Raw genomic sequence first — 20,333 nt, 5'->3', positions numbered from 1 at the left:
CACCGCCCCTTTCAGGAGAGATCTCGCAGCCAGGAGGCGATGGCCGCTCCGATTTGATCGGGAGCGTCTTCTTGAACCATGTGGCCACCCGTGATCGTGATGTGTGCCTGATTCGGCCACGACCGGGCGATGGCCCGGTGTGTTTCAAACATCGTTCCTGGAACCGCCTCAATGAACAGCTTGGGAACCGAAGACTTAGCGAGCCATTCCGCATAACGCGTGATGACATCGTGAACATCGCGTGGTTCGCCGGCAACGGGAACCTCGCGCGGCCAAGTCAGCGTCGGTCGGCGTGACTCGCCCGGTTCTGTGTAGGGACGACGGTAGACGGCCATCTCCGCCTCCGACAGCCCTCGCAGCACCTCTGCAGGCAAGACGTCGTCGACGAAGAAATTCTTGTCAAGGACCATCTCCTCACCTGCAGTGGAGCGGATCGTCTGGAAAAGCGCAACCGCAGGCTCCGGCCAGTCGCTCCACGAGGGGATCGGAGCCACGAACGCCTCCATGTAGGCGATACCCCGGAGTGCGGAAGGCTTACGGTACGCCCAATCGAAACCCAGGGCCGAACCCCAGTCCTGCAGCACCATGACCACCCGCTCACGTACGCCGAGGGCCTGAAGGAACGCATCGAGATAGCGGCGATGCTCGACGAAGCGGTATGAGCCCGGCCCGCTTGCCGGAAGTTTCGCGGACTCGCCCATCCCGATCAGGTCCGGGGCGATGCAGCGCCCTTTGTCCGCCAGATACGGGATGACATTCCGCCATACGTACGACGAAGTCGGGTTGCCGTGAAGAAAGACGATCGGATCACCTTCTCCCTCCTCGACGTATGCCATTTCAAGCCCCTCGACCTCAATATGACGCTTCCGATATCGTTCTTCAGCCGAAATCATGACTTTCCTCATTTCCGTGGGTTCTTGCCTAGGTCGGAGATTCTGCAGCACGACCCGGGTCTTGCCACAAGCCCCCCCATGCGTCATAGTGTGCGACCACTGTCAGCCTTGGCCTCACGAGGACCCGGCGACCTTCGAGGCACTGTTCCAGGCCGCGGCCGGCGACGTGCACCGCGAGGAGTTCCTGCGCGACGTCTTCGAGCACGCCCTGGAGCCGGGCGACCGGCGCAGCCAGACAGGAGTGCGACCGGCATCGCGTTCTTCGCCGGATCGTCCCGGTTGTTTTCAGGCTGTGTGCCGGCAGGCGGTGTAGGTGAGATAGTCGGCGTCGCCGCCCTCGTACCAGGTGGACTCGTCGTGAGGCGCGATCGGCAGCCCCTACGCAGTCGTCCCACGAGGTCGGGGTTGGCGATGAAGGCGCGGCCGAAGCTGATCAGATCGGTGCCGAGCCCCAGCCAGTGATCAGCGGCCGCCTTGTCCGTTTGCCGCGGGCCCATCGGGGAGGACGGGTTGACGATGAGCGTGCCGGGCCAGGCCTTGCGCAGTTCGACCAGCACGTCCTCGTCGGTGGTGGCCTCAAGGTGGATGTAGGGCAGGTCGAGGGGGGCGAGTTCGGCGAGCAGCGCGCCGCACATGGCGGGGATGTCGCTATCCTCGGCACCCCAGATGCCTGAGCCGGGCGAGAGGCGGAGACCTGTGCGGTGGCCACCCACCGCCTCCACGGTCATGGAGACCGTCTTCACCGCGAACCGGATCCGATTGATGATCGCTATTGGCATACATGCTCGTGAGGGGCTTGTAGGCACGTGATGTCGATGGCTTGATCATCGACTTGCGGTGGTGGTGTAGTCGCTGCGCAGTCTTAGGGGCAATCGACGGGACAGGTCTTCGTCCCCCGGCCCTGACCTTGGTCCCGGCCGCGTAAGGAGACTAAGGCCCCACGTCAGCAGGCTTTCGCTACGCCGGAACGCCCCCATCGCAATGGTCAACTGCGATTGCCTCTATGTAGGCATTCAGCCTGACTACCATGCAACCGGCGTGCAATTAGCCGAGGCGAAGAGGGGGCAGTCCAGGCCACTATTGGCCTGCTAGACACGCAGGTCGGCACCACTACATGCCGTGATCCACGCACTTCCCAAGCTGACAGCGCGGGTTCGATTCCCGTCACCCGCTCCACGCTTCAAGGCCCAGGTCAGGGATGGATTCCCGACCGGGGCCTTCGTCATTTCCAGGACTGTTCGATCTTCTCGGGCCGTTAACGGACCATTGGCTCCGCGATCGTCCTGCGGGCATCTCATCGGCGTCGCCGTCGTCCCGCTTTTCTCATTGCCTGTCGATCGCGTCTGTGATCACCCGGTCGGCACCTGGGTCCTGTCATCTCGGAAGATCGACGGGAACGGGCATCCCTCCCATAGCCTCCAGCACCGTGCGCCCGTCCAGGGGACGGCTGAGCTGTACGGTCGCCTGCCTGCGGTATCCCTCCTGTGTGCAGGACGCTCCCCACTCATGCGAGTGCTCCTCCACCACGATCAGAGCCGCATGCTCGGACTCGACGGCTCGCGCGGTGTAGTCCGCACCGCAGGGACCCGTGGTCTTTCCCCCGATGAACTCGACGGTGAGCGTCCTGCCGTCTCGGTGGACAATGACCTTCTCCGCAGAAGGAACGCCGAGAGCGGGACCGAACCCGTCCCGACGAAGAGGTGTCGGAGTAGCACGGGCACCGTCTCTCGCGAAGGCCTCCTCATAGCGCTCAAGAGCCCGCTGTACGTGTCTATCGAGCCGTCGGCCGTTCTCAGTTGCGATCCACCACAGCACCACCAGGCTCAGCACGGCAGCGGAGGCAATGAGAACGACCCAGCGCTTACGCGTCATGTTCATTGAACGTCAACCATACGGTTCTGGTTCACATCCCAGCGGGGAAATCTGCTTCGAACGCCCTTGCACATCGTTTGGAGACCTACGTCGGATCGTGCCCGCTGCGTGCCCGTCAGGAGGGTCACCAAGGGGGAACTACGGGGATTCACGGGTAAGGCGAGACCATCCCTGACCTTGGACACAGCAGGCCGGAGGGCCGCGCGCCACAATCTTGTAAATTGTAGGTCAGGCGTTCGATTTCCCTTCCATGCGCACCCATGACATTTCGCCGACCGCGTCTCTCAAAGTCGTAGACAGCTCATCATCGGGCCATTAACCAGGGCGACGAATGGTCAACCACGAACACTCACGGCTGGCCCGAGGTTGTCGTTGACCAGGGGTCCCAGGGCCCAAAGTCCGTGATCATTGTGATTTCCAAGCTTTGGGGTTCAGCAAGTACTGGAGGAATTGACTTGTAGTTTTCAGCACGGCGGGGTCATGCTGCGGCGCAGGCCATATCTGAAGGTAGTAGCCATCTATGGACCAGCTCTCCATATCCCCTTGGGTGTGATACCGCAAGCGGTATGTTCCGGGACCAGCAGGCAACGGAGGAAGGCTGTGCGCCTTTTCATCGTCCCAATCCGTCTGCCACCCCGCCAGGAGGAGCTCGCCCGACGTGGACTCGAAACTGATCTCCACGATGTCTTCGTAGCCGTCAAAGTGGGCACCCGGATCCCGATCGGCGACAGCCACCGTGAAGGGCACTTCCCCCCACTGAGCGGCGATATTCAGGCAGACGATGCCTTTACCCTCCACTTCAATGAGCCCAATGGAGTGAGTCGGGGAGTCATCTAACCCAATGCCGGCCTTGTAGTCCTCCCGATCCAGGAGATAGACCGCACCGCAGTCCTCCACCTCCACCTCCATCTGCTTGGTGTGCACGACAGGGGTCTCATCTCTACTCATGGGCGGGAAGCATAGAGTCCGTCAGCGACAATTTCGGCTATCAGGGCAGCGCCACCGGGCTGCCTGCGAGCGATGGATATCGAGCGGCTTCCGTGCCAGATCCGTGCCAGAACAGGCGGGGAGCCACGGTCACTCACGGGGAATCGCGGGGACTCGACCCGCCCTGACCTGCACCCCCGTTTTCCCAGCTCAGGGCGGCAAGGTCAGTAGATGATTCCCAAGCTGACGGTGCCTTGGCTGTACAGCCACGAGTACAGCCAAGGGGGCGAACGACGGCGGACCTTAGCGAATGTTCACGGACACCGCATCTCCAGGTCGGCGCCCTGCACCTTGGCTGAGGCGTCTTCTTTAATCCGCAGGTTTTGAGTTCGAGCCGTGCTGCAGCGCAGGCAGATTCCGGGCAGCGGAATGTGGTGCCAGCCTCTCCAGGCTGGCCGTCGGACGTGGCATCGTGGACGGATCAGCCAACGACGCCACTCATGAGCGGCCCTTTGACGATCTCCGGGGTCAGTACCACGCCGGTCAATCGGGCTGCGAGGAGAAGTGCTCCGGATGCCGACGACGGCGCCTTAACGCCGGTTCCGGGTGCGTCATCGGGATCAAGGCCCGCCTGCCTCATCAGGTCGTTGAGCCGATCGGGATCACTCCCGTGCCGCCATTCTGGAATCTTGGGATTGAAGTGTGTGACCAGCTCCCCGTCCACCGCGTAGACGAAGTCGTCGGATGCGTAGTCGTGCCGCAGCACCGCAACGGCCACGGTCCCGGCCGAGAGGGCCTGTGCCTTGTCGGCTTCCGTGCACGTCCACCCGCTCTCCTCGATGAGCACCGTCCAGTCGCCCACTCGCCCCGCGAGCACCGTCTCAGGAAAGAGGCCATCGTCTATCAACTCGTCATAGGTGAGTGGCCGGATGCTCTCCTGGTCGGCGCCCAGCCGGCGAAGCGCCTGCACCTCGCTGACTCCACGCACGAAGGTCAGACACCACAGATCGCCCAGCTCGTCGTCTTCGGCCAGCCAGGCAACATCGGCGTAGGTAAACGCCATCCGCAACACCTCATCTGTTGATCGTCGTGCCATTAGCGTGCCATTAACCTCGGTAACAAGGGGTCAACTACGGTCACTCACGACCGACCCGAAGCGCAGGTCAGCCGTCCTACGAGGCGTGATCCATACGATTCCCAAGCTGACAGCGCGGGTTCGATTCCCGTCACCCGCTCCAAGAGTGAAGGCCCAGCTCAGGACATGAATCCGGAGCCGGGCCTTGATCGTTTCCAGGGCTGTTGATCTTGCGTGGGGGATAGCGGGCGATCTCGGTGCCCAGGTTTTGAAACGCTGTCCAGTGGGAGGCTCAGGCCCAGAGTGGTCCCACGGCTATTGGGTCGCCGAGACCCGCAAGCTGCTCACCGACCACCAGGTCACGGTCTCCGCCACCACCATCCGGTTTACCACCGCCGCACAGCCGCGTAGTTTCCTGGACAACGACGACGTCCCCGCCCAGCGGCCCCAAATCTCCGAAACGCTTTCGCACCCTGCTCTGACCGCGATGAGCCGCGAAGAACTCCGCCAGATGATCGAGCGACTCACCTCGCTCCAAGCCGCCCGCCTCGAACGCCTCCGCTATCAGCGACGCGGCGGTGAACGACTCCCCGGAGCCCGAGGCGGCATCTTCCAACAGAAGATCACCGATGCCGAGCGGATCCTCGCTGCCATCCTCTACCAGCGGAAAGTCTGCACACGGCAAGTCCTCAGCGAACCGTTTGAAGTCAGCTCCCGCACGATCGGCAACGTTCTCATCGAGACCCGCCCACTCCTGGAACACGGCGGCTACAACCCCGCACCCGCCCCAACCCGCCACCGGACCGCAGCCACGCTCCTCGCGGTAGCTGCCGCCCTGCTCGACGTCGGGCAGGAGTGTCATCACCCGTCTGTGATGAAGTGGTCCGCCGCATCACAGACGGGTGATGACGAAGAGTCTTTTAGCCTTGCTTTCATTCAGTCGCCTGGTTGGTTCTTCGAGCTGTTCCTGTATGCTCTGCCGCGACCGGATGAGCTTGTGGTCGGCTCAGATTCTTTGATATCCGACCGATATCGGCCATGAGCTACTGCTGCATTTGGCATTTGATCTAACGGAATTAGCGACCCAAGGGCCGTAAACCGTGGTGTAGCTACCGCTACTATTCTGGCAGAAGAGCACGACCTGTGTCTGAGTCACTCCGGTACCGCTGCACATCGCCCAGCCAGTGCCACCACTAACACCAATCTGCGCGCTAGTGTCGCAGGTTGCCGCCTGGGCGGCGGCAGTCGGTGACATTAGAGTTGTCGCGGCGGCGATCGCGGCCACCGCGACCACCGAAACGCCGAACTTCTTGATACGGCTCATTAGTTATCCCTTTCGGTGTCGATGTTTACTTCTTGATGGTAGTCACAGCTTTAGTGGATATCCATAGGGGATGGTATGCAATTTGAGTGAGCATTTTACGGGCTAGCCACAGGGCCGCAGATTGAAGTCCGAAATAGGAAAACAGTCTGGTAGAGAGGGCTTGCGCTCACGGATCCGGTAGCGGATCTTCCCGGTGTCCAGGTCCAGGGCACCGAGCAGGTGCATGACCCAGTTTTCGAGCGTCGTTGACACATGCTGGCGCATGACCCCGTGCCCGTTGCGTGCCCGTCAGGAGGGGGATCAAGGGGGAACCACGGGGAATCACGGTCACTCGACCCGCTCCCCCGCAGGTCAGAATCTTCCCAGCTCAGCGACCAGATGCGATAGAGACTTCCCAAGCTGACAGCGCGGGTTCGATTCCCGTCACCCGCTCCACTTATGAAGGCCCAGGTCAGGATGTGAATCCGGACCGGGGCCTTAGTTGTTTTCGGAGACCATTCTCACTCGCGTGCCAGATTCGTGCCAGATCAGTTGATCTTGGCCTCAGCAAGAGGCGGATCGTCGCCGTCGCCATTCTTGGGCTTGAGCCCTTCCTTGACGATCTCTCCCAGCGCGTCGGCGATGGCCCGATCCCGGTCTTTGGCCGTGTGGAGATAGATCATGGCGGCCTTGGTGCTGGAGTGGCCCATACGCGTCATCAGTTCCTTGAGCGAGGCCCCGGTCATCGCCGCCAGGGTGTTGCCCGTGTGCCGCAGGTCGTGAACGTGGATCTGCGGAAGCTCGGCGTCCTTGAGGGCTTTCGCCCAGACCTTCGTGAAGTTGCTGCGCCGGAGCTGGGCGCCCTTCTCTCCCACGAAGACCAGGCCGTCATGCTCCGGCTCGCTGAACCGTTGGAGATGCCAGGCCAGGTCACTGATGATGATCTCCGGCAGGGTGACGACCCGGGCGCCCGCATCCGACTTGGGCCGGCCGGTGACGAGCTTCCTTGTCCTCATCTCCAAGACCGACGCCTCGATCTTCACCGTCCGCGCCTTGAGGTCGAGGTTGTGACGCCGGAGGGCAGCGATCTCACCCCATCGCATACTGCCGAAAGTCGCGAGGAGCACCAGGGCGCGGAACCGCCGAGGCACGACATCGGCCAGTGCGAAGACCTCCGAGACGGTCAGCACGGGACGTTCCTCGGGGCGCTCCACCCCAGCGTTCTTGATCCGGCACGGGTTCTTCTTGATCAGGTCATCCTCCACCGCCGTGTTCAGGATGCCCCGCAGCAGCCGGTACGCCTTGGCCACGGTGGAGGTACCGGGACCGCCCTCCAGGAGCTTGGTGTGCCACTGCCGAACGTGACGTGAGGTGATCTCCGCCAGCAGCTTCTCGCCGAAGGTCGGAGCGATGTGCAGCCGAAGCAGACCCTCATAGAGCTGAGCCGTCTTGGGACGAAGCGTCCTCTCCGTCATCCACCAGGCCGCGTAACTCCGGAAAGGGACCTTGCCCGCGTCCGGATCGGTCCACTCCTGGGCGTGGATCTCGCCCTCTTTCCGAGCAAGCCAGACATCCGCATCGGTCTTACTCGCAAATGATGTACCCCGAGTTCGGTGGAGTCGGTTTGGTTGACTCTCATGCCAGCTGGGCGTTCGGGTAAAGCATCTCGTACTCGATGGGGGTGAGCATCCCCAGGGCACTGTGTCGTCGCCGCCGGTTGTGGAAGATCTCCAAGTACTCGAAGATCGCATTCGCCAGTTCGATACGGGTCTTCCACCGCTTGCGGTTGAGTAACTCGGTCTGCATCCGTCCCCAGAACGACTCGATGACTGCATTGTCGAAGCAGTCGCCGATCGACCCCATCGATGGAACCAGATCGGAATCGTGGGCACGGCGGGTGAAGGCCCAGGAGGTGAACTGCACCCCGTGATCGGAGTGAATCAGCGTGCCTGCCGCCGGCCTGCGGTTATGGATGGCCATGCCGAGTGCATTGGTGACCAGGGTGGCGGTCTGGCCGGCATCGATGGACCAGCCCACCACCCGGCGGGAGTAGACGTCCAAGACGACGCGGCAATAGACCTTGCCTTCGCGGGTGGGGTGCTCAGTGATGTCGGTGACCCACAGCTCGTTGGGGGCGTCTCGGGCGAACTGGCGGTCGACCAGGTCCGCGGCGGTGGGTGTCTGGTGAACGGGTCGGCGGCGCTTGTTGCCGGGCAGGCCCTTGATGCCGGCGCGGTGCATCAGCATGGCCACCGCACCGTGGCTGACCGCGATGCCGCGTCCCAAGGTGAGTTCGGCATGCACCCGCAGGCCGCCGTAGATGCCGTTGGATGCGGCGTGCACCTGCCGGATCTCATTGGTCAGCCAGGCGTGCCGGAGCGCCCGGGCTGAGGGTGGCCGGTCTCTCCAGGCGTAGAAGCCCGACTCCGAGACGTTCAGAATGCGGCAACAGACCTGGATGGGGAGTCCTTCGGCGGCCATCACCGCGATGGCCTCGAACCGCCTTTTGGGGGCGCCGCCTCTCTCAACAGCTCGGCGGCACGCCTGGTCACGGCCAGCTCGGTCTCCAATTCGGCGATCCGGCGCCGGGCCGCGACCGGCTCAATGTGATCGGAGGAGGTGATGCCGGGCTTCTGGCCGGTGTCGATTAGCTCCTGCTCGCGCCAGTTGTAGATCGTCTGGTCGCTGATCTGTAGATCGAAGGCCACCTGCCGCACGGTCCGGCCGGCCTGCAACAGATCCAGGACTTTCCGACGGAACTCAGGGGGATATCTCCTTGCCATGCCGACCTCTCCTGAAGGGGGTGGAGGCAGGTAAGTCAACCAAAGCGACTCCACGAAAGCCGGGGTACATCAGCCAAGACCAGCTCAGCAACCAAGGAAACTACTTGTGCCTCAGCGAGCAAGAGCACAGACGATGGCCGGGATGTCCTCCTGCTGAGCCCGCAGCCGACTGGCAAACTCATTGATCATCAGCGAGTGGGCGAAATGTCAGTAGAGTGCGTTTGAAAACATCCGGATGAGGTGCTGATGTTACTGAATGTCATCGACGTCGAGGCGACCTGCTGGCCCGGTCGTGTCGCGCCACCCGGTCAGATCACAGAGATCATCGAAGTCGGCCTGTGCGTCGTGGACCTCACCACTCGGACTCGGGTGTCCCGGCACCGGATTCTCATCCGGCCGGAGCGTTCGACGGTCACCGACTTCTGCACTGAGTTGACCGGTCTTACCCAGCGCGAGGTCGACCGGGGCCTCTCCTTCTCCGAGGCATGCGCCCTGCTCGTCAGCGATCATGAGGCTAGAACACGGCACTGGGCGAGCTGGGGCGACTTCGATCGCAGGCAGTTCACCGAACAGTGCGCCGCCGCAGGCGTCTTTTACCCTCTCAGCCCTTTTCATACCAATGCCAAACAAAAGTTTGCCGCCGCCTACGGTCTCTCGCATGGGCCCGACCGCCCCGAGGCTTTCCGGCTCGTCGGCCTTCCCTTGGAAGGCACAGAACACCGTGGAGTTGACGACGCCTGGAATGCCGGCGCCCTGGTGCTCAACTTGGTCGCACGCAATGCCTGGCTCTGACCACAGCAAGCCGCATATCGCCACGTTTCCCTTAGTGGTGCCACCCTGACGATCGCCTGACTGTGGCTGATCCCCGCAAAGGGTTGGGGGCGATCGACGGTCCAGGGCTTCGTTCCTCAGCCCAGGCCCACCGGACACCAGGGCGACGACGGAGCGAACATTCCCCGTGCCCGTTGCGTGCCCGTCAGTAGAGTGACCAAGGGGGGCTCACGGGGAATCGCGGTTACTCCAAGCGTTCCCCCGCAGGTCAGCGCTCCCCAGGTCAGCAGCCAAGAGCGTTAGAGACTTCCCAGGCTGATAATGCAGGTCACTCTATTCCACGCCAGCTTGCCTGGATCATTCAGGGTTCAGCCAGCATTGAAAGGATGAACTCGTTGATTTAAGTACGGCGGGATCGCGTGGCGGCTCAGGCCAGATCTGCAGGAAGTAGTGATCACCTGGTTCGACCCAGTTTTCTTCGTCCATTCCTCTGATGTGGTATCGCAAACGATATGTTCCGGGACCGGCGGGCAGCGGAGGAAGAGGATGCGTCCTCCCCCCTCCCCACTCCTGCAGCGAAAGCCGGCCCGATGGGGACTCGTAGCTGATCTCGACGATGTCTTCGTAGCCATCGGGGTCAGCACCCGGATCCCGATCGGCGACAGCCACCGTGAACTCAACCGTTCCCCACTGAGGACCCACAATCAGGAGGGCACTGCCTTTCTCCACTCGGATGATCCCCACAGGGTGGCTCGGCACGTCATCAAACTGGCTGTACGCGTCACACCCCTCGTCCACGAGATAAGCCTGGCTGTAATCCACCTCCACATCCATCTGCTTGATCTGCACGACAGGAGTCTCATCTCTGGCCATGGGCGGGAAGCATAGACTCCGCCACCGACAAGATCGGCTATCAGAGGCAGCGCAACCAGGCTGCCGTCAAGTGATGACGACGAGCGAGCTTCCCGTACCAGATGCGTGCCAGAACAGGCGGGGAACCACGGTCACTCACGGGGACTCGCCCCCTTGACCTGCACCCTCGCTTTCCCCGTTCAGGACAGCAACATCAGTAGATGATTCCCAAGCGGACAGCTTCAACTCACCGGATGTGGCAGCTTCGGGTAGTGCAGGACCTCCACGTACATGATCCGTCCCTCAACGACGTCAAGGATCAGATCACCTCTCGGCGGAAGCAGCGGCACGCATCTGTACCCGGGACCGTACGCTCCGGCCGGCCGCTCAGCCGTATAGAAGCTCTGGCAGAAGTCATCACCGCATCCACACTCCCCGTACAACCGAATGCCCCAGGTGGAGACGGCAAGATCTTCCTCCCCTTCTTCTCTCAAACACGCGATGAGATCCGCGACGAGATCGGGAAACAACTCACGTACGAGCGGCCGCTCGATCTTACTCATGTCGCAGAGTCTCCCAGCCCCCTCTTCGGAGGCGCCATCAAGATCCGGACTATGCACGGATTTCCTCCCCCAGGCAAGGGGGAGGCAGCATCCGAAACGCCAGGTCAGAGCGTTGTGAATGCCAATAAGAGCCGTCCACTTTAATCCGTATCCTGCTCGTCGTCTCGCATACTGGAATAGCCCCTGCGCTCCATGATCTTATAGATCGATGCCCCGATGCCGGAGGCCGGCCAGTTCACCCCACCGCAGACTATCGGAAGCCATCAGCACTACCAGTGCCCAGCAGTGCGATTAGGGGGGCGACCACATGGTTGGGAAACTGTCGTCCTGCTCTGCTTAGATCATCACCAGTTCCACAAACAGGGACGCCCTCCGGCGGTTGGGGCATGAAAAGGGAGCATTCGTGGCCGATTTACTCGCAGACCTGGTACAGGAGATACAGCCGAGACAGTGGGAGGGCGGCGAATGGATGGTGACCGATCAGGGGGCGCTCATTGGAGATGAGCTAGCAGTTTGGGATCAGGAGTGGCCGGGAGTATGGCACGGATGGTTCCAAATCGGTCCCAACGCTGTGATGTTTAACGACCATGACAAAATCGCGTACGTTCGATACGAGTTGTGGAGCGAGGAACCACCTCAGGCCGAGCCCGAATGGAAGCACTCCTGGTCGGGCGAGATCTACCTGCGGACAGGGCGGATACAGCTCAGTCACTACCATCCCCAGGAAGACGAATTCGAGGCATTTGACCTTGGACGAACAGGCGCCACATGGCACGTTCGCGTGCTGCAGAGAGAGCCGCAGAGCGTTCCGAAGATTGAGTACCCCACTTTTGTTCATATAGTTGGTATCTACAAGCTTCAGTTCTGGGGGCCTGCTCTACCAAGAGAAGTCCCGGAAGCATGACCCAGCGTTCCGTACCGAGCCACTCATTCCCAAGCTGGTGACACAGGAGTTATGAGTGTTTTCCAGTTGCACTGCCCGTTGCAGTACAGGGTCGTTCAGAATCGTTCAGGACGGACCACACATGTCCGCTGACCTGCATTGAACTGTCCAGAACAACGCAAAGTCGATCTCTTAATCCGCATATCTAGCATCAGAGCTCCGGCGGATCTCCGCCGACCGCGTGCAGGGCGTCAAGGTAGCCGCCGCCGACATCAAGCCTGGTGATATCGACCGTTCGGTTCTTGAAGCAGGTGTTTCCCCAGGTTGCTCGGGAGCTGATTTCCTGGAGCCGCAAGTTCTTTTTCCTGGTGACCCCACGGGCGCGGCCGATATAGCAGGAACACGGGTCGAGCTCCTCGACGTAGACACCTATCAATGGGAATGTCTTGGTCATCGTGTCGATCAGGCCAGTGGTCGTGTCGAGGTCGACGGTTGTCAGGGGTTGGGCGTGCTCCCCGCGTAGGGTGAGGGCACGGTGGGCGACATCCGAACCTTTCCAACCAGAACGTGTCGCATGCTCGACATCGCGGAACCGTACGGCTGAGTAGCCATCGAGACGTGTTTCGTCGGAGATGGTATGGAGCATCACCCACTTTTGGCCGATGCCCACCACGTAGGCGTCGAGCCGGTCGGCACCGCTGATGCTGCGACTGACCCTGACAGGTTTATGGGATCGCAGTGCCCGTTTCAGGTCCTTGATCGCCTGGTTCGTACCCATGGCCGAAGATCATTGCAGTTCAAGCGTCGGATTTTCACCTGGGTTTCTTGAGTAGCCATGCACGTGGCTGCTGGGGACCAGTGTGCTCGAAGCGGCTATACGGGGGTGACCACTGAGCGCATGGCCGCGTAGATCTCGTAAGGTCAGCTCAGAGGTATGAAGTGTTCCGAAACCGACCCTTACCTGGCCCGCAGCAGCTCGGAGGGTTGCGTGCCGAGATCTTCCAAGCTGGCTCCTCCGATCATCGAAAAATCGAAAGTCCACCGCCCGGCAAGCAGGCGAAGCGTAAATCGTCAGGACCGCGGATGCTCCACGCCTCGTATCGGGAGTCGGGTTTCACGTTCAGGTGCGTCCCGGTGTCGAAGACCAACCGCAGCGCACCAGACTTGAAGGCAACCGGCGACACGATTGTCGCGCCGAAGAGAGCCAGGGCCGGTGCCACCTCCTGGCGTTCAGGGGCCAGCTGGACCGGCTTCGCATTGGGAGCGCTCAGTGGGCCGCTGGTGAGCGTCGCCGTGCACTCGATGTTCACCTGGACGTCACCGTCGAGGAGCAACGTCAACTGATAGCTCACCCGAACTTGAACCACCTGCATCCCCCGGTAGGGCAGAAGCCAACGGTCCTCCAGCTCAGCCAGATCTGCCGGTGTGGTCACAATGCCGTCTGAGCGCATGACCGCTTCCCGGATCAGCGGGTCAGCAGCCGCATGATCCCTCCTCCGGTGGTTTACCGAGATCACCATCCGAAGCGTCTCGTCGCCGTGCGGAAGCACGTAGGCGAGGAGTTTGTACTCCTGGCCATCCTCGCCGGTGACGTTCTCCCAGTCCTTGTCACCGTTCTCTTCCATCACGGCAAGCTCGTCGTAGCGCGCGACACGTCGCCACTGGTCCAGGTACTCCTCCGCGATCCCCGCCGCGACCTTCTCGTTCAGCTTCACCAGATCATCCTGCCGCTCGCGCCATTAGCGTGCCATTAGCCAGGGTGACGAGGGGTCAACCACGGTCACTCATGACCGGCCGAACGCCCAGCTCAGCGCCTCTACGAGGCGTGATCCATGCACTTCCCAAGCCGACAGCGCGGGTTCGATTCCCGTCACCCGCTCTGCACTTAAGTACGGCTTCAACGAACAGGATCCGGTTCGAGGACCTGCCAGTTCAGGCGTTCTCGGTGGAGACGTTCCATGGCTACCCAGCCGAGCGAGAACGGCAGGCCGCCCAGAGCGACGATTCCCAGAATGCCAAGTCCGGTGACGTCGAAGACAGCCCCTGGTCCGTCGAACAACTGAGCAACGGTCTGGAAAGCGAGGTGGAAACCTATGCCCGCCCAGATATCACCGGTGGCGACGCGAAAGCCACCAAGGACGAGGGCGAAGAGGAAGAAGACAAGGAGCCTGTCAGGGGAGGTGGCGGCTCCGACGAGGAATCCGAACAGGGTGAACAACGCGGCCTGCCCGATGACCGCCTGCCAGGCCGGCAACACGGTGACAAGGTTGCGCTGCAGATAGCCGCGGAAGACAAGTTCCTCCGGCAGCGCCTCGTACAGGACGACGAGCACGACCAGGAGCGCTGTCACTCGGAGGGCGTCCGCAGCGGAGGTGCGCAGGCTGATCTCGACCCAGCCGAAGCCGAGACAGAGCGCGAACCCGATAGCGGCGGGGATGAGCCAGCAGACCATTCCAAGCAACAGGCGCCGCCAGCCGGCACGCAAGGAGGGCAGCCCGAGGCCGGTCCAGGGACGACGGTCGAGCAGGCGGCGGGCGGCCACAACCATGGGAACGATGAGAACCGTCGTGAGGACGGCCCTGGCGGCATGGGTAAGGCGGTCGTAGTCATAGCCGAGCGGGGTGCCATGGTAGACGAATAGCCAAAGCAGGACAGTGACAGCGAACACGATGAGGATTCGCCAGAGCAGGGCAGGGCGAGAGTCGGAGGTTGTCCGGGGACCAGACACGTTAGGCTCGCTCTCTATGAGTGGCCTGCAGTAGGCCTCAATTTTGATCCTAAGACGGCACGACACGCTCTGCTCGGCACCTGCCCTGCGAGATTCGCCGTCGGCCAAGCACATCGCCACCTTCGCCACGACCGGATCCGAGTCCGTTCCCTTTCCTCCACTGACGGCCGTCATGATCGGCGTGCCAGAACGGACGAGGAACCGCGGTCACTCACGGGGACTCACGGTCACCCGCCCTACCTTGACCTGCACCCCTGTTTTCCCAGCTCAAAGCAGCGAGATCAGTAGATGATTCCCAAGCTGACAGCGCGGGTTCGATTCCCGTCACCCGCTCCACGCTCAAAGGCCCAGCTCAAAATGTGATCTAGAGCTGGGCCTTCCCCGTTCCCCTGGCGCTGGTGACTCCCGAGCAAGCCTGTCGCGGCTGAAGACCGCTACCCCCGAAGGAGCAGCGGAAGTCTACGGACTGAGCCTCGAAGTGGCCGCCTGCAACTTATGCGTTCGCCAGCTGTCGGTGATGCACCGTTAGAGGCTCGATTTCAGTGGTGTCGTCGTCGACGATGAGCTCGACACGGAACCGAACTCCCATTGCCGCACCGAGACGCAGCAGTGTCGCTATATCCGGAATGCCGCCACCGCCCTCGATGCGAGACAGAGCGGGTTGGGACATCCCGGAGCGTTCCGCTACGACCTTCTGAGACAAGCCTCGGCGCTTACGGATCTCACGCAACTGGTCTCCGAGCTCCAAGTCACGGCCCGCCTGCTCGTATTCGGAGTGGGACTGCGCATCCGCTTCCATCTCGCGCAGACGCTTCGCCTTGTAGGTTTCCCAACGGCTGTGACCCATCATGCGCTCCTCTCGAACACGTGCGTGGTGGTTAGGTCATGCTGTGCCTCACACCGCTTCCTAGCAGCGATCGCTCGGTCGATGTCGGCGGTCTGCGTCCCATCCTGTGTCTTACGGAAGACCGTCAGGACCACGATCACCTTGTTGGATGGCTTCCAGAAGGTCAACCGCCAGGTTGTGCGGTCGAGAGCGACACGCAGTTCGTGCACACCTTCGGCATCCTTCAGCTTCTTCACGTGATCCCCATCAGGGATGCCACCAGTGACGAGGTAGTCGTCTACGTTCCGCATAACCCGTTGGTAGAGCGGAAAGGAAAGTCCGTCCAGCCAAGACTCCACCTCCGGCTCTAGGTCGATCTCCCACTGAGGCATACCATCAATAGTATATGCTCTCGATGGTAACCCGTGGCGGGAATGAGCACCAGGCCTGCCCCGCGTCCACTTCTCGATCTTGGTTGCTCGTCCAGGTCCTCCCAGGCGGCGTTGATCATGTGCCAGATCCGTGCCAGAACAGGCAGGGAAGACCGGTCATCCACAGGGACTCACGGGGAACCACACCCCGTCTACCTGCACCCCCGTTTCCCAGCTCAGCCCGCCAACACCAGCAGCCGATTCCCAAGCTGACAGCGCGGGTTCGATTCCCGTCACCCGCTCTTAAGTAACCAGTAGTCCTCGGATGCCTCCAGGGCAATCAGGAACTTGTTCGTGTCACGGATGCTCATCCAGTCCTTCAGCCACGGCTTACCTTCAGGCGCCCAGTGGTATGGCTCGTACATTCCGCCATCCGGATCCCAGAGCCGAGCGCCCGGCATGGAGTTCAAGTGCGGATCCCTGGTGCTGGAGGTGGCGAACCCCATCGTCACGCCATCACAGACGAACTCGGGGAGATCGCCGGCATCGTAGACGTGCGAGCTATTTCGAGGCTCCGGCTTGCCGCCGAACTCGTGCCAGTAGTCCCTGATCTCGGTGACCGTGCTCGGGCAACCGCGAAAGCGGTCGAGGAAGGCATCGACATCGCCGTCCCAAAAGTAGGCCCGGTGCAGGGTCAACGCGCACTTCGCTGAAAAGTCCTCTTCGTTCTTGTCGTCGTCGTTGCCCCTCCTGCATCGATCGAGACCGCTGCGGCCGATCTCTCTTGTCAGGCCCGCAGTACGGACCGTCCGGTTAAGTCGGCCGTCGAGCACCTTCCTGGCTGGCGCCCGTAACTTCACCACCTCCGGAGCCGAGGGGGAGACCGGAGAGGCAGAGGAATCCGATGAGCAGGAGGACAAGGCGAGCGCCACGGCCAGCACAAGCACACCGGGCAAGCAAGAGTTCGTCATCACAGCTCCTTAGATGGCAACCTGACCGCGCGAGCACCCCCGAGCAAGAGGACCCACGCCACAAGCTGATCGTCGTGTCATTAACCCCGGTAACGAGGGGTCAGCCACGGTCACTCACGACCAGCCCGAAGCTCAGCTCAGCACACCTATGAGGCATGATCCATGCGATTCCCAAGCTGACAGCGCGGGTTCGATTCCCGTCTGTCGCCCGCTCCACGTTTCAAGGCCCAGGTCAGGGGTGGATTCCCGACCCGGGCCTTAGTCGTTTCCAGGACTGTTCGATCTTCTCGGGCCATTAGTCTGCCCGACGGCTTCCCCTGCCCAGGGACGCCTCCAGCGGGGACGCTCCGGCTCCGGGATGATCAGGCGGGCGGGGTGCGTGAGCGACGCAGGCAACCCGGAACGCGGGCCGTACAGTGCGGACATGAGCCCTCCACTCTGGCCGAGCCGATCGAATTGGGCCGAGCGTGGCTGGGTGTGGTTGTCTTGGCCGCCCTTCTCGTAGGCGGCCACGTTGCGACTCTCCTACCCGTAGACAGCGTGCCGCTCCGGGCTGTTGAGGGACAGGCATGGCGGATGGCGGACGGCGACAAGGGGGCTTTCCAGGCGGACAACGGCGTAAGCGCGAGCTTTCACGACGACGTGGTGCGGTCGCTTACCGGAGGAATGCCTACCGCCGGTGGCCGCCCCGCCCTTCCTGCCCTTGGGGTGAGGAAACACGCGCCCCACAAGCCGGTTGAGTCGAGACACCGGACGGGGCCGGCTTGCCCGTTGTGGCCTGACTGAAGGGCCTGTAGCCCTGCGCATGAAGATTACAGCTGGTGATGGGCGAAGAGCTCCAAGTGAAAGCAGTTCGGGCAACGACGGGCGTCCACGACCCATTTGGAGCGGCCCATCAGCTTGGCTCCGCCGAGAATTCCCCGTTCCAGCTCACCTTCCACCCAGATGCCGAAGCCGGCTTGTTGACGGTCGGCGAGAAAACCTGGCTCCAGGCCCTGGTGGCCGCACTGGGTGCACTTTCCATCAGACATTGGGCGATCATACGGACAGGCAAGGTCTACCGGCTATCTGGAGATCAAAGAGAGTGATGTCCCGGCATTGGCGCACGGGTGCGCAGACAGCCGGGGTATGCGGCGTAAGACCGCTTGCTCCCTATGCTGCGAGTACAGCAATGCGATCAGAGGAAGGCCGCAGCCTGTCCGCACAGACCTAACCATGCACCACTTCTCTCAGGCCAACCCGAAAGGATCAGGTCAAGGCGGCGGCGCGGCGCGCCGCCCGCCCGCCGTCCGGGCATGCGGCCTGGGAGCCGGTCCCGAACGGCGGCGGGACTCAGGGCCGCGCGCCGCACCCAGCACCCGCCGTACCCGGCCATCCGCCACCGCACGGGGGCCACACCACCACCTGGTCAGCCGGTGGCGTCCCCGAAGTACGGACGGCGCCGTTGCCGCCACCATGGCCAGTCAGGCGAGGCACGGGGATCCGATGACGTCCGGGCGAGAAAGCTCCTGTCGATGGGAAGCACCAGGGTGTAGAGGTACGGCCTGGCCCAGCGGGGCAGCGCGACGAGTATCCGTTCGAGGTCTCCGCGCGGATCGTCTTCCCACGAGCATCCAGGACATGAACACGTGGGCAAGAGCCTGGTGGTGGTGCCGGGGATGACGTCCCGCGTCCAGGCCCGTAGCGCCGCGGCTACCTCACCTGGTTCCAGAAGGGTGTGTTCCAGGGCGATCACCGCGGCCATGGGCCGGGAGGTGAGGCCGGGGACCTGGTGGATCGAGGGTCTGTGGGTTCCGCACCGCAACCGTCGCGGGCGGACCTCGGAAGGGCGCCTACGCGGCATGGCCCTTTCTGATCGATGTCATGGCGTCGATGATCGCACACCGGAAAGCCGATCTCCAGATCGGTCCGTTGCCCTACCGCCCTCACGATCGCCAAGCTATGGTCGGCCACCGTACGGGGTCGGGGGCGATCGACGGTGGAGACGCTTCCCGTGCCCCTCACGTGCCCGTTGCATGCCCGCCAGGAGGGTGATCAAGGGTACTCGAAGCGCTCCCCCGCAGGTCAGCATCCTCCCAGCTCAAGGACGGAACGCACCCAGACCGGACAGTTGTCGGCCTCCTCTGCGAAGATCATCGCGGGTTTGATCCTTCAGGAAAGGCATGTTGATGAGCGGCGCGGCGGCAGGAGAGTACGAATGGCTCTATCAAGAGTTCACTGATGGTGCCGGCGATACCTGGCTCTGTGCCAGCTTCGTGCAAGGCCTACCCCCTCGCGAAGTTCTGCACCGGATCGACGTCGTTCCCGGAACCGTCGGTGATTTCGGAGTCGAAGCTTACGCAGCCGACGGAGGAACAGTCCTGATCGACTACGGATGGGGCACGTCGGGGGGACCGGCGCCGGGGTTGCTGTCGTCGGGCACGACGATGGCCACGGTGTTTGCCAACATCAAGAGCGACGATTTCAGCCTCCTCATCGACGGGGATCTGATCACCCGATTCGGCTTGTACGGTTACTCCTATCGCTACGGAGAGGTCCCCGAACATCTTCTCCCCGACCTTCACGAACTGGGCCTCGACCGTGATGACTTCACCGAGAACGCCATCCCCGCGGCTCTCGCCTTCGCCTCCCGCGCCACTGGTGTGCGTTTCTCACGGAGGAACTACGCCCGAGATGCCCTGACCGGCGCAAGCGACCACCTCCAATGACCTGTATCCATACCGCTGCCGTGTTTTCCCCTGTAGACGCCCCAGCCTTGATCACGTGCCAGATGCGTGCCAGAACAAGCGGGGAACCACGGTCACTCAGGGGGACTCGACCAGCCCTGACCTGCACCCCTGTTTTCCCAGCTCAGAGCACCAAGGTCAGTAGATGATTCCCAAGCTGACAGCGCGGGTTCGATTTCCGTCACCCGCTCCAAGCTAGAAGGCCCAGGTCACGGATGGTTTCCGGACCTGATGTACCCCGGCTTTCGTGGAGTCGCCTTGGTTGACTTACCTGCCTCCACCCCCTTCAGGAAGGGTCGGCATGGCAAGGAGATATCCCCCTGAGTTCCGTCGGAAAGTCCTGGATCTGTTGCAGGCCGGCCGGACCGTGCGGCGTGGGCGCCGGTCCCGAACGGCGGCGGGAATCGGCCCGCCCGCCGCAGAGGGCCGCACCGCCGAGGCCGAACGCGAAGGCCGGCTCGACGAGATCGAAGGGCTACGGGTCAGCCCCGCTGGGGCAGCAGAGAAGATCGCTCAGCTCGATGCCCGCCAGGAGCGCAGGTCATCGAAGGTGTTCCTCGGAGTCCCCGCATTCGACCGAATCGGAGCTCGAACGGGCGGTGAGCCCTGATCACGAGTCGACGCCTGGAGCCTGACGGCTCCCCGTCCGACAGGTTGGATGCGGTCATGTGTTCGGTCAGACAGCCCCTGCCTGGGCTTTGCGGGCGAGCAGTTGAATCTCCTGGAACTGCCGCCGGTCGGTGGGCTGAGGCTCGCGAACCATCCGGGCCACCTCGGGCAACCCGGACG

Annotated in this window: 19 protein-coding genes and 2 pseudogenes; 4 read left to right on the top strand and 17 right to left on the bottom strand. The window is 62.4% G+C overall.

Annotation, left to right across the window (positions count from 1 at the left end):
• Nucleotides 1-11 precede the first annotated feature (11 nt).
• The 5 genes from ACWD3H_RS41265 to ACWD3H_RS41245 all read right to left on the bottom strand — a co-directional run bounded on the left by ACWD3H_RS41265 (nt 12) and on the right by ACWD3H_RS41245 (nt 4,755).
• The gene (locus ACWD3H_RS41265; RefSeq protein ID WP_451958890.1) at nt 12-893 is read right to left on the bottom strand and encodes a haloalkane dehalogenase; all 882 of its coding nucleotides are present in this window, start codon (nt 891-893) and stop codon (nt 12-14) included.
• 83 nt (nt 894-976) lie between these two features.
• Entirely contained in the window at nt 977-1,621 is a 645-nt protein-coding gene (locus ACWD3H_RS41260) for a hypothetical protein (RefSeq protein ID WP_451958903.1), read from the bottom strand.
• A gap of 646 nt (nt 1,622-2,267) precedes the next feature.
• On the bottom strand, nt 2,268-2,771 hold the full coding sequence (locus ACWD3H_RS41255) for a hypothetical protein (protein ID WP_451958889.1): 504 nt from the start codon (nt 2,769-2,771) through the stop codon (nt 2,268-2,270).
• Between the two features lie 399 nt (nt 2,772-3,170).
• Entirely contained in the window at nt 3,171-3,689 is a 519-nt protein-coding gene (locus ACWD3H_RS41250; protein WP_451958888.1) for a hypothetical protein, read from the bottom strand.
• A gap of 484 nt (nt 3,690-4,173) precedes the next feature.
• The gene (locus tag ACWD3H_RS41245; RefSeq protein ID WP_451958887.1) at nt 4,174-4,755 is read right to left on the bottom strand and encodes a DUF6461 domain-containing protein; all 582 of its coding nucleotides are present in this window, start codon (nt 4,753-4,755) and stop codon (nt 4,174-4,176) included.
• Between the two features lie 313 nt (nt 4,756-5,068).
• Here ACWD3H_RS41245 and ACWD3H_RS41240 point away from each other — a divergent pair.
• A pseudogene (locus ACWD3H_RS41240) lies at nt 5,069-5,590 on the top strand (ISAzo13 family transposase); the annotation flags it as partial.
• Between the two features lie 1,028 nt (nt 5,591-6,618).
• On the opposite strand, the gene ACWD3H_RS41235 reads toward ACWD3H_RS41240, so the two are convergent.
• On the bottom strand, nt 6,619-7,821 hold the full coding sequence (locus ACWD3H_RS41235) for a tyrosine-type recombinase/integrase (RefSeq protein WP_451958902.1): 1,203 nt from the start codon (nt 7,819-7,821) through the stop codon (nt 6,619-6,621).
• Nucleotides 7,706-8,853, bottom strand: a pseudogene (locus tag ACWD3H_RS41230) (IS3 family transposase). Before ACWD3H_RS41230 ends, ACWD3H_RS41235 begins: the two are co-directional and overlap by 116 nt.
• Before the next feature lie 246 nt (nt 8,854-9,099).
• Between ACWD3H_RS41230 and ACWD3H_RS41225 the strand changes: the two are divergent.
• Complete coding sequence (locus ACWD3H_RS41225; RefSeq protein ID WP_451958886.1) at nt 9,100-9,645, top strand: exonuclease domain-containing protein; 546 nt, start codon at nt 9,100-9,102, stop codon at nt 9,643-9,645.
• Between the two features lie 336 nt (nt 9,646-9,981).
• On the opposite strand, the gene ACWD3H_RS41220 is transcribed toward ACWD3H_RS41225, so the two are convergent.
• Both ACWD3H_RS41220 and ACWD3H_RS41215 read right to left on the bottom strand, forming a co-directional pair.
• Entirely contained in the window at nt 9,982-10,473 is a 492-nt protein-coding gene (locus ACWD3H_RS41220) for a hypothetical protein (protein ID WP_451958885.1), read from the bottom strand.
• Nucleotides 10,474-10,718: 245 nt separating this feature from the next.
• The gene (locus tag ACWD3H_RS41215) at nt 10,719-11,039 is read right to left on the bottom strand and encodes a hypothetical protein (protein WP_451958884.1); all 321 of its coding nucleotides are present in this window, start codon (nt 11,037-11,039) and stop codon (nt 10,719-10,721) included.
• 403 nt (nt 11,040-11,442) lie between these two features.
• Here ACWD3H_RS41215 and ACWD3H_RS41210 point away from each other — a divergent pair, with 403 nt between their 5' ends.
• A complete protein-coding gene (locus tag ACWD3H_RS41210) occupies nt 11,443-11,943 on the top strand; it encodes a hypothetical protein (protein WP_451958883.1) in 501 nt (166 codons plus the stop codon).
• Between the two features lie 190 nt (nt 11,944-12,133).
• Here the strand turns inward: ACWD3H_RS41210 and ACWD3H_RS41205 are convergent, their stop codons facing one another.
• The 8 genes from ACWD3H_RS41205 to ACWD3H_RS41170 form a co-directional block, all read right to left on the bottom strand.
• Nucleotides 12,134-12,700 carry a hypothetical protein gene (locus ACWD3H_RS41205; RefSeq protein ID WP_451958882.1) on the bottom strand — a complete coding sequence of 189 codons (567 nt, stop codon included), beginning with the start codon at nt 12,698-12,700 and terminating at the stop codon, nt 12,134-12,136.
• A gap of 241 nt (nt 12,701-12,941) precedes the next feature.
• Complete coding sequence (locus ACWD3H_RS41200; RefSeq protein WP_451958881.1) at nt 12,942-13,637, bottom strand: DUF6188 family protein; 696 nt, start codon at nt 13,635-13,637, stop codon at nt 12,942-12,944.
• Between the two features lie 182 nt (nt 13,638-13,819).
• Complete coding sequence (locus ACWD3H_RS41195; RefSeq protein ID WP_451958880.1) at nt 13,820-14,590, bottom strand: CPBP family intramembrane glutamic endopeptidase; 771 nt, start codon at nt 14,588-14,590, stop codon at nt 13,820-13,822.
• Nucleotides 14,591-15,143: 553 nt separating this feature from the next.
• A complete protein-coding gene (locus tag ACWD3H_RS41190) occupies nt 15,144-15,500 on the bottom strand; it encodes a helix-turn-helix domain-containing protein (protein ID WP_355623990.1) in 357 nt (118 codons plus the stop codon).
• Nucleotides 15,497-15,868: a type II toxin-antitoxin system RelE/ParE family toxin gene (locus ACWD3H_RS41185; protein ID WP_451958879.1), complete on the bottom strand. Its 372-nt coding sequence runs from the start codon at nt 15,866-15,868 to the stop codon at nt 15,497-15,499. The genes ACWD3H_RS41190 and ACWD3H_RS41185 overlap by 4 nt, the downstream gene beginning before the upstream one ends.
• Nucleotides 15,869-16,140: 272 nt before the next feature.
• Nucleotides 16,141-16,818: a hypothetical protein gene (locus ACWD3H_RS41180; RefSeq protein ID WP_451958878.1), complete on the bottom strand. Its 678-nt coding sequence runs from the start codon at nt 16,816-16,818 to the stop codon at nt 16,141-16,143.
• Nucleotides 16,819-17,630: 812 nt separating this feature from the next.
• Complete coding sequence (locus ACWD3H_RS41175; RefSeq protein WP_451958877.1) at nt 17,631-17,849, bottom strand: hypothetical protein; 219 nt, start codon at nt 17,847-17,849, stop codon at nt 17,631-17,633.
• A 377-nt stretch (nt 17,850-18,226) separates the two neighbouring features.
• Entirely contained in the window at nt 18,227-18,562 is a 336-nt protein-coding gene (locus tag ACWD3H_RS41170; RefSeq protein ID WP_451958876.1) for a hypothetical protein, read from the bottom strand.
• 418 nt (nt 18,563-18,980) lie between these two features.
• Here ACWD3H_RS41170 and ACWD3H_RS41165 point away from each other — a divergent pair, with 418 nt between their 5' ends.
• Entirely contained in the window at nt 18,981-19,526 is a 546-nt protein-coding gene (locus ACWD3H_RS41165) for a DUF6461 domain-containing protein (protein ID WP_451958875.1), read from the top strand.
• Nucleotides 19,527-20,333: the final 807 nt, after the last annotated feature.

Source organism: Streptosporangium sp. NPDC002607, assembly GCF_053592655.1.
The sequence above is the reverse complement of the archived record's forward strand: the minus strand, read 5'-3'. Positions and strand labels throughout refer to the sequence as shown.

Coding starts and splice junctions, on each gene's coding strand:
- ACWD3H_RS41205 (WP_451958882.1), bottom strand. CDS start 12,700: ATGGGTACGAACCAGGCGATCAAGGACCTGAAACGGGCACTGCGATCC.
- ACWD3H_RS41180 (WP_451958878.1), bottom strand. CDS start 16,818: ATGACGAACTCTTGCTTGCCCGGTGTGCTTGTGCTGGCCGTGGCGCTC.
- ACWD3H_RS41255 (WP_451958889.1), bottom strand. CDS start 2,771: ATGAACATGACGCGTAAGCGCTGGGTCGTTCTCATTGCCTCCGCTGCC.
- ACWD3H_RS41245 (WP_451958887.1), bottom strand. CDS start 4,755: ATGGCGTTTACCTACGCCGATGTTGCCTGGCTGGCCGAAGACGACGAG.
- ACWD3H_RS41165 (WP_451958875.1), top strand. CDS start 18,981: ATGTTGATGAGCGGCGCGGCGGCAGGAGAGTACGAATGGCTCTATCAA.
- ACWD3H_RS41265 (WP_451958890.1), bottom strand. CDS start 893: ATGATTTCGGCTGAAGAACGATATCGGAAGCGTCATATTGAGGTCGAG.
- ACWD3H_RS41225 (WP_451958886.1), top strand. CDS start 9,100: ATGTTACTGAATGTCATCGACGTCGAGGCGACCTGCTGGCCCGGTCGT.
- ACWD3H_RS41215 (WP_451958884.1), bottom strand. CDS start 11,039: ATGAGTAAGATCGAGCGGCCGCTCGTACGTGAGTTGTTTCCCGATCTC.
- ACWD3H_RS41235 (WP_451958902.1), bottom strand. CDS start 7,821: ATGCGATCTTCGAGTACTTGGAGATCTTCCACAACCGGCGGCGACGAC.
- ACWD3H_RS41175 (WP_451958877.1), bottom strand. CDS start 17,849: ATGTCTGATGGAAAGTGCACCCAGTGCGGCCACCAGGGCCTGGAGCCA.
- ACWD3H_RS41170 (WP_451958876.1), bottom strand. CDS start 18,562: ATGGCCGCGGTGATCGCCCTGGAACACACCCTTCTGGAACCAGGTGAG.
- ACWD3H_RS41190 (WP_355623990.1), bottom strand. CDS start 15,500: ATGATGGGTCACAGCCGTTGGGAAACCTACAAGGCGAAGCGTCTGCGC.
- ACWD3H_RS41260 (WP_451958903.1), bottom strand. CDS start 1,621: ATGACCGTGGAGGCGGTGGGTGGCCACCGCACAGGTCTCCGCCTCTCG.
- ACWD3H_RS41185 (WP_451958879.1), bottom strand. CDS start 15,868: ATGCCTCAGTGGGAGATCGACCTAGAGCCGGAGGTGGAGTCTTGGCTG.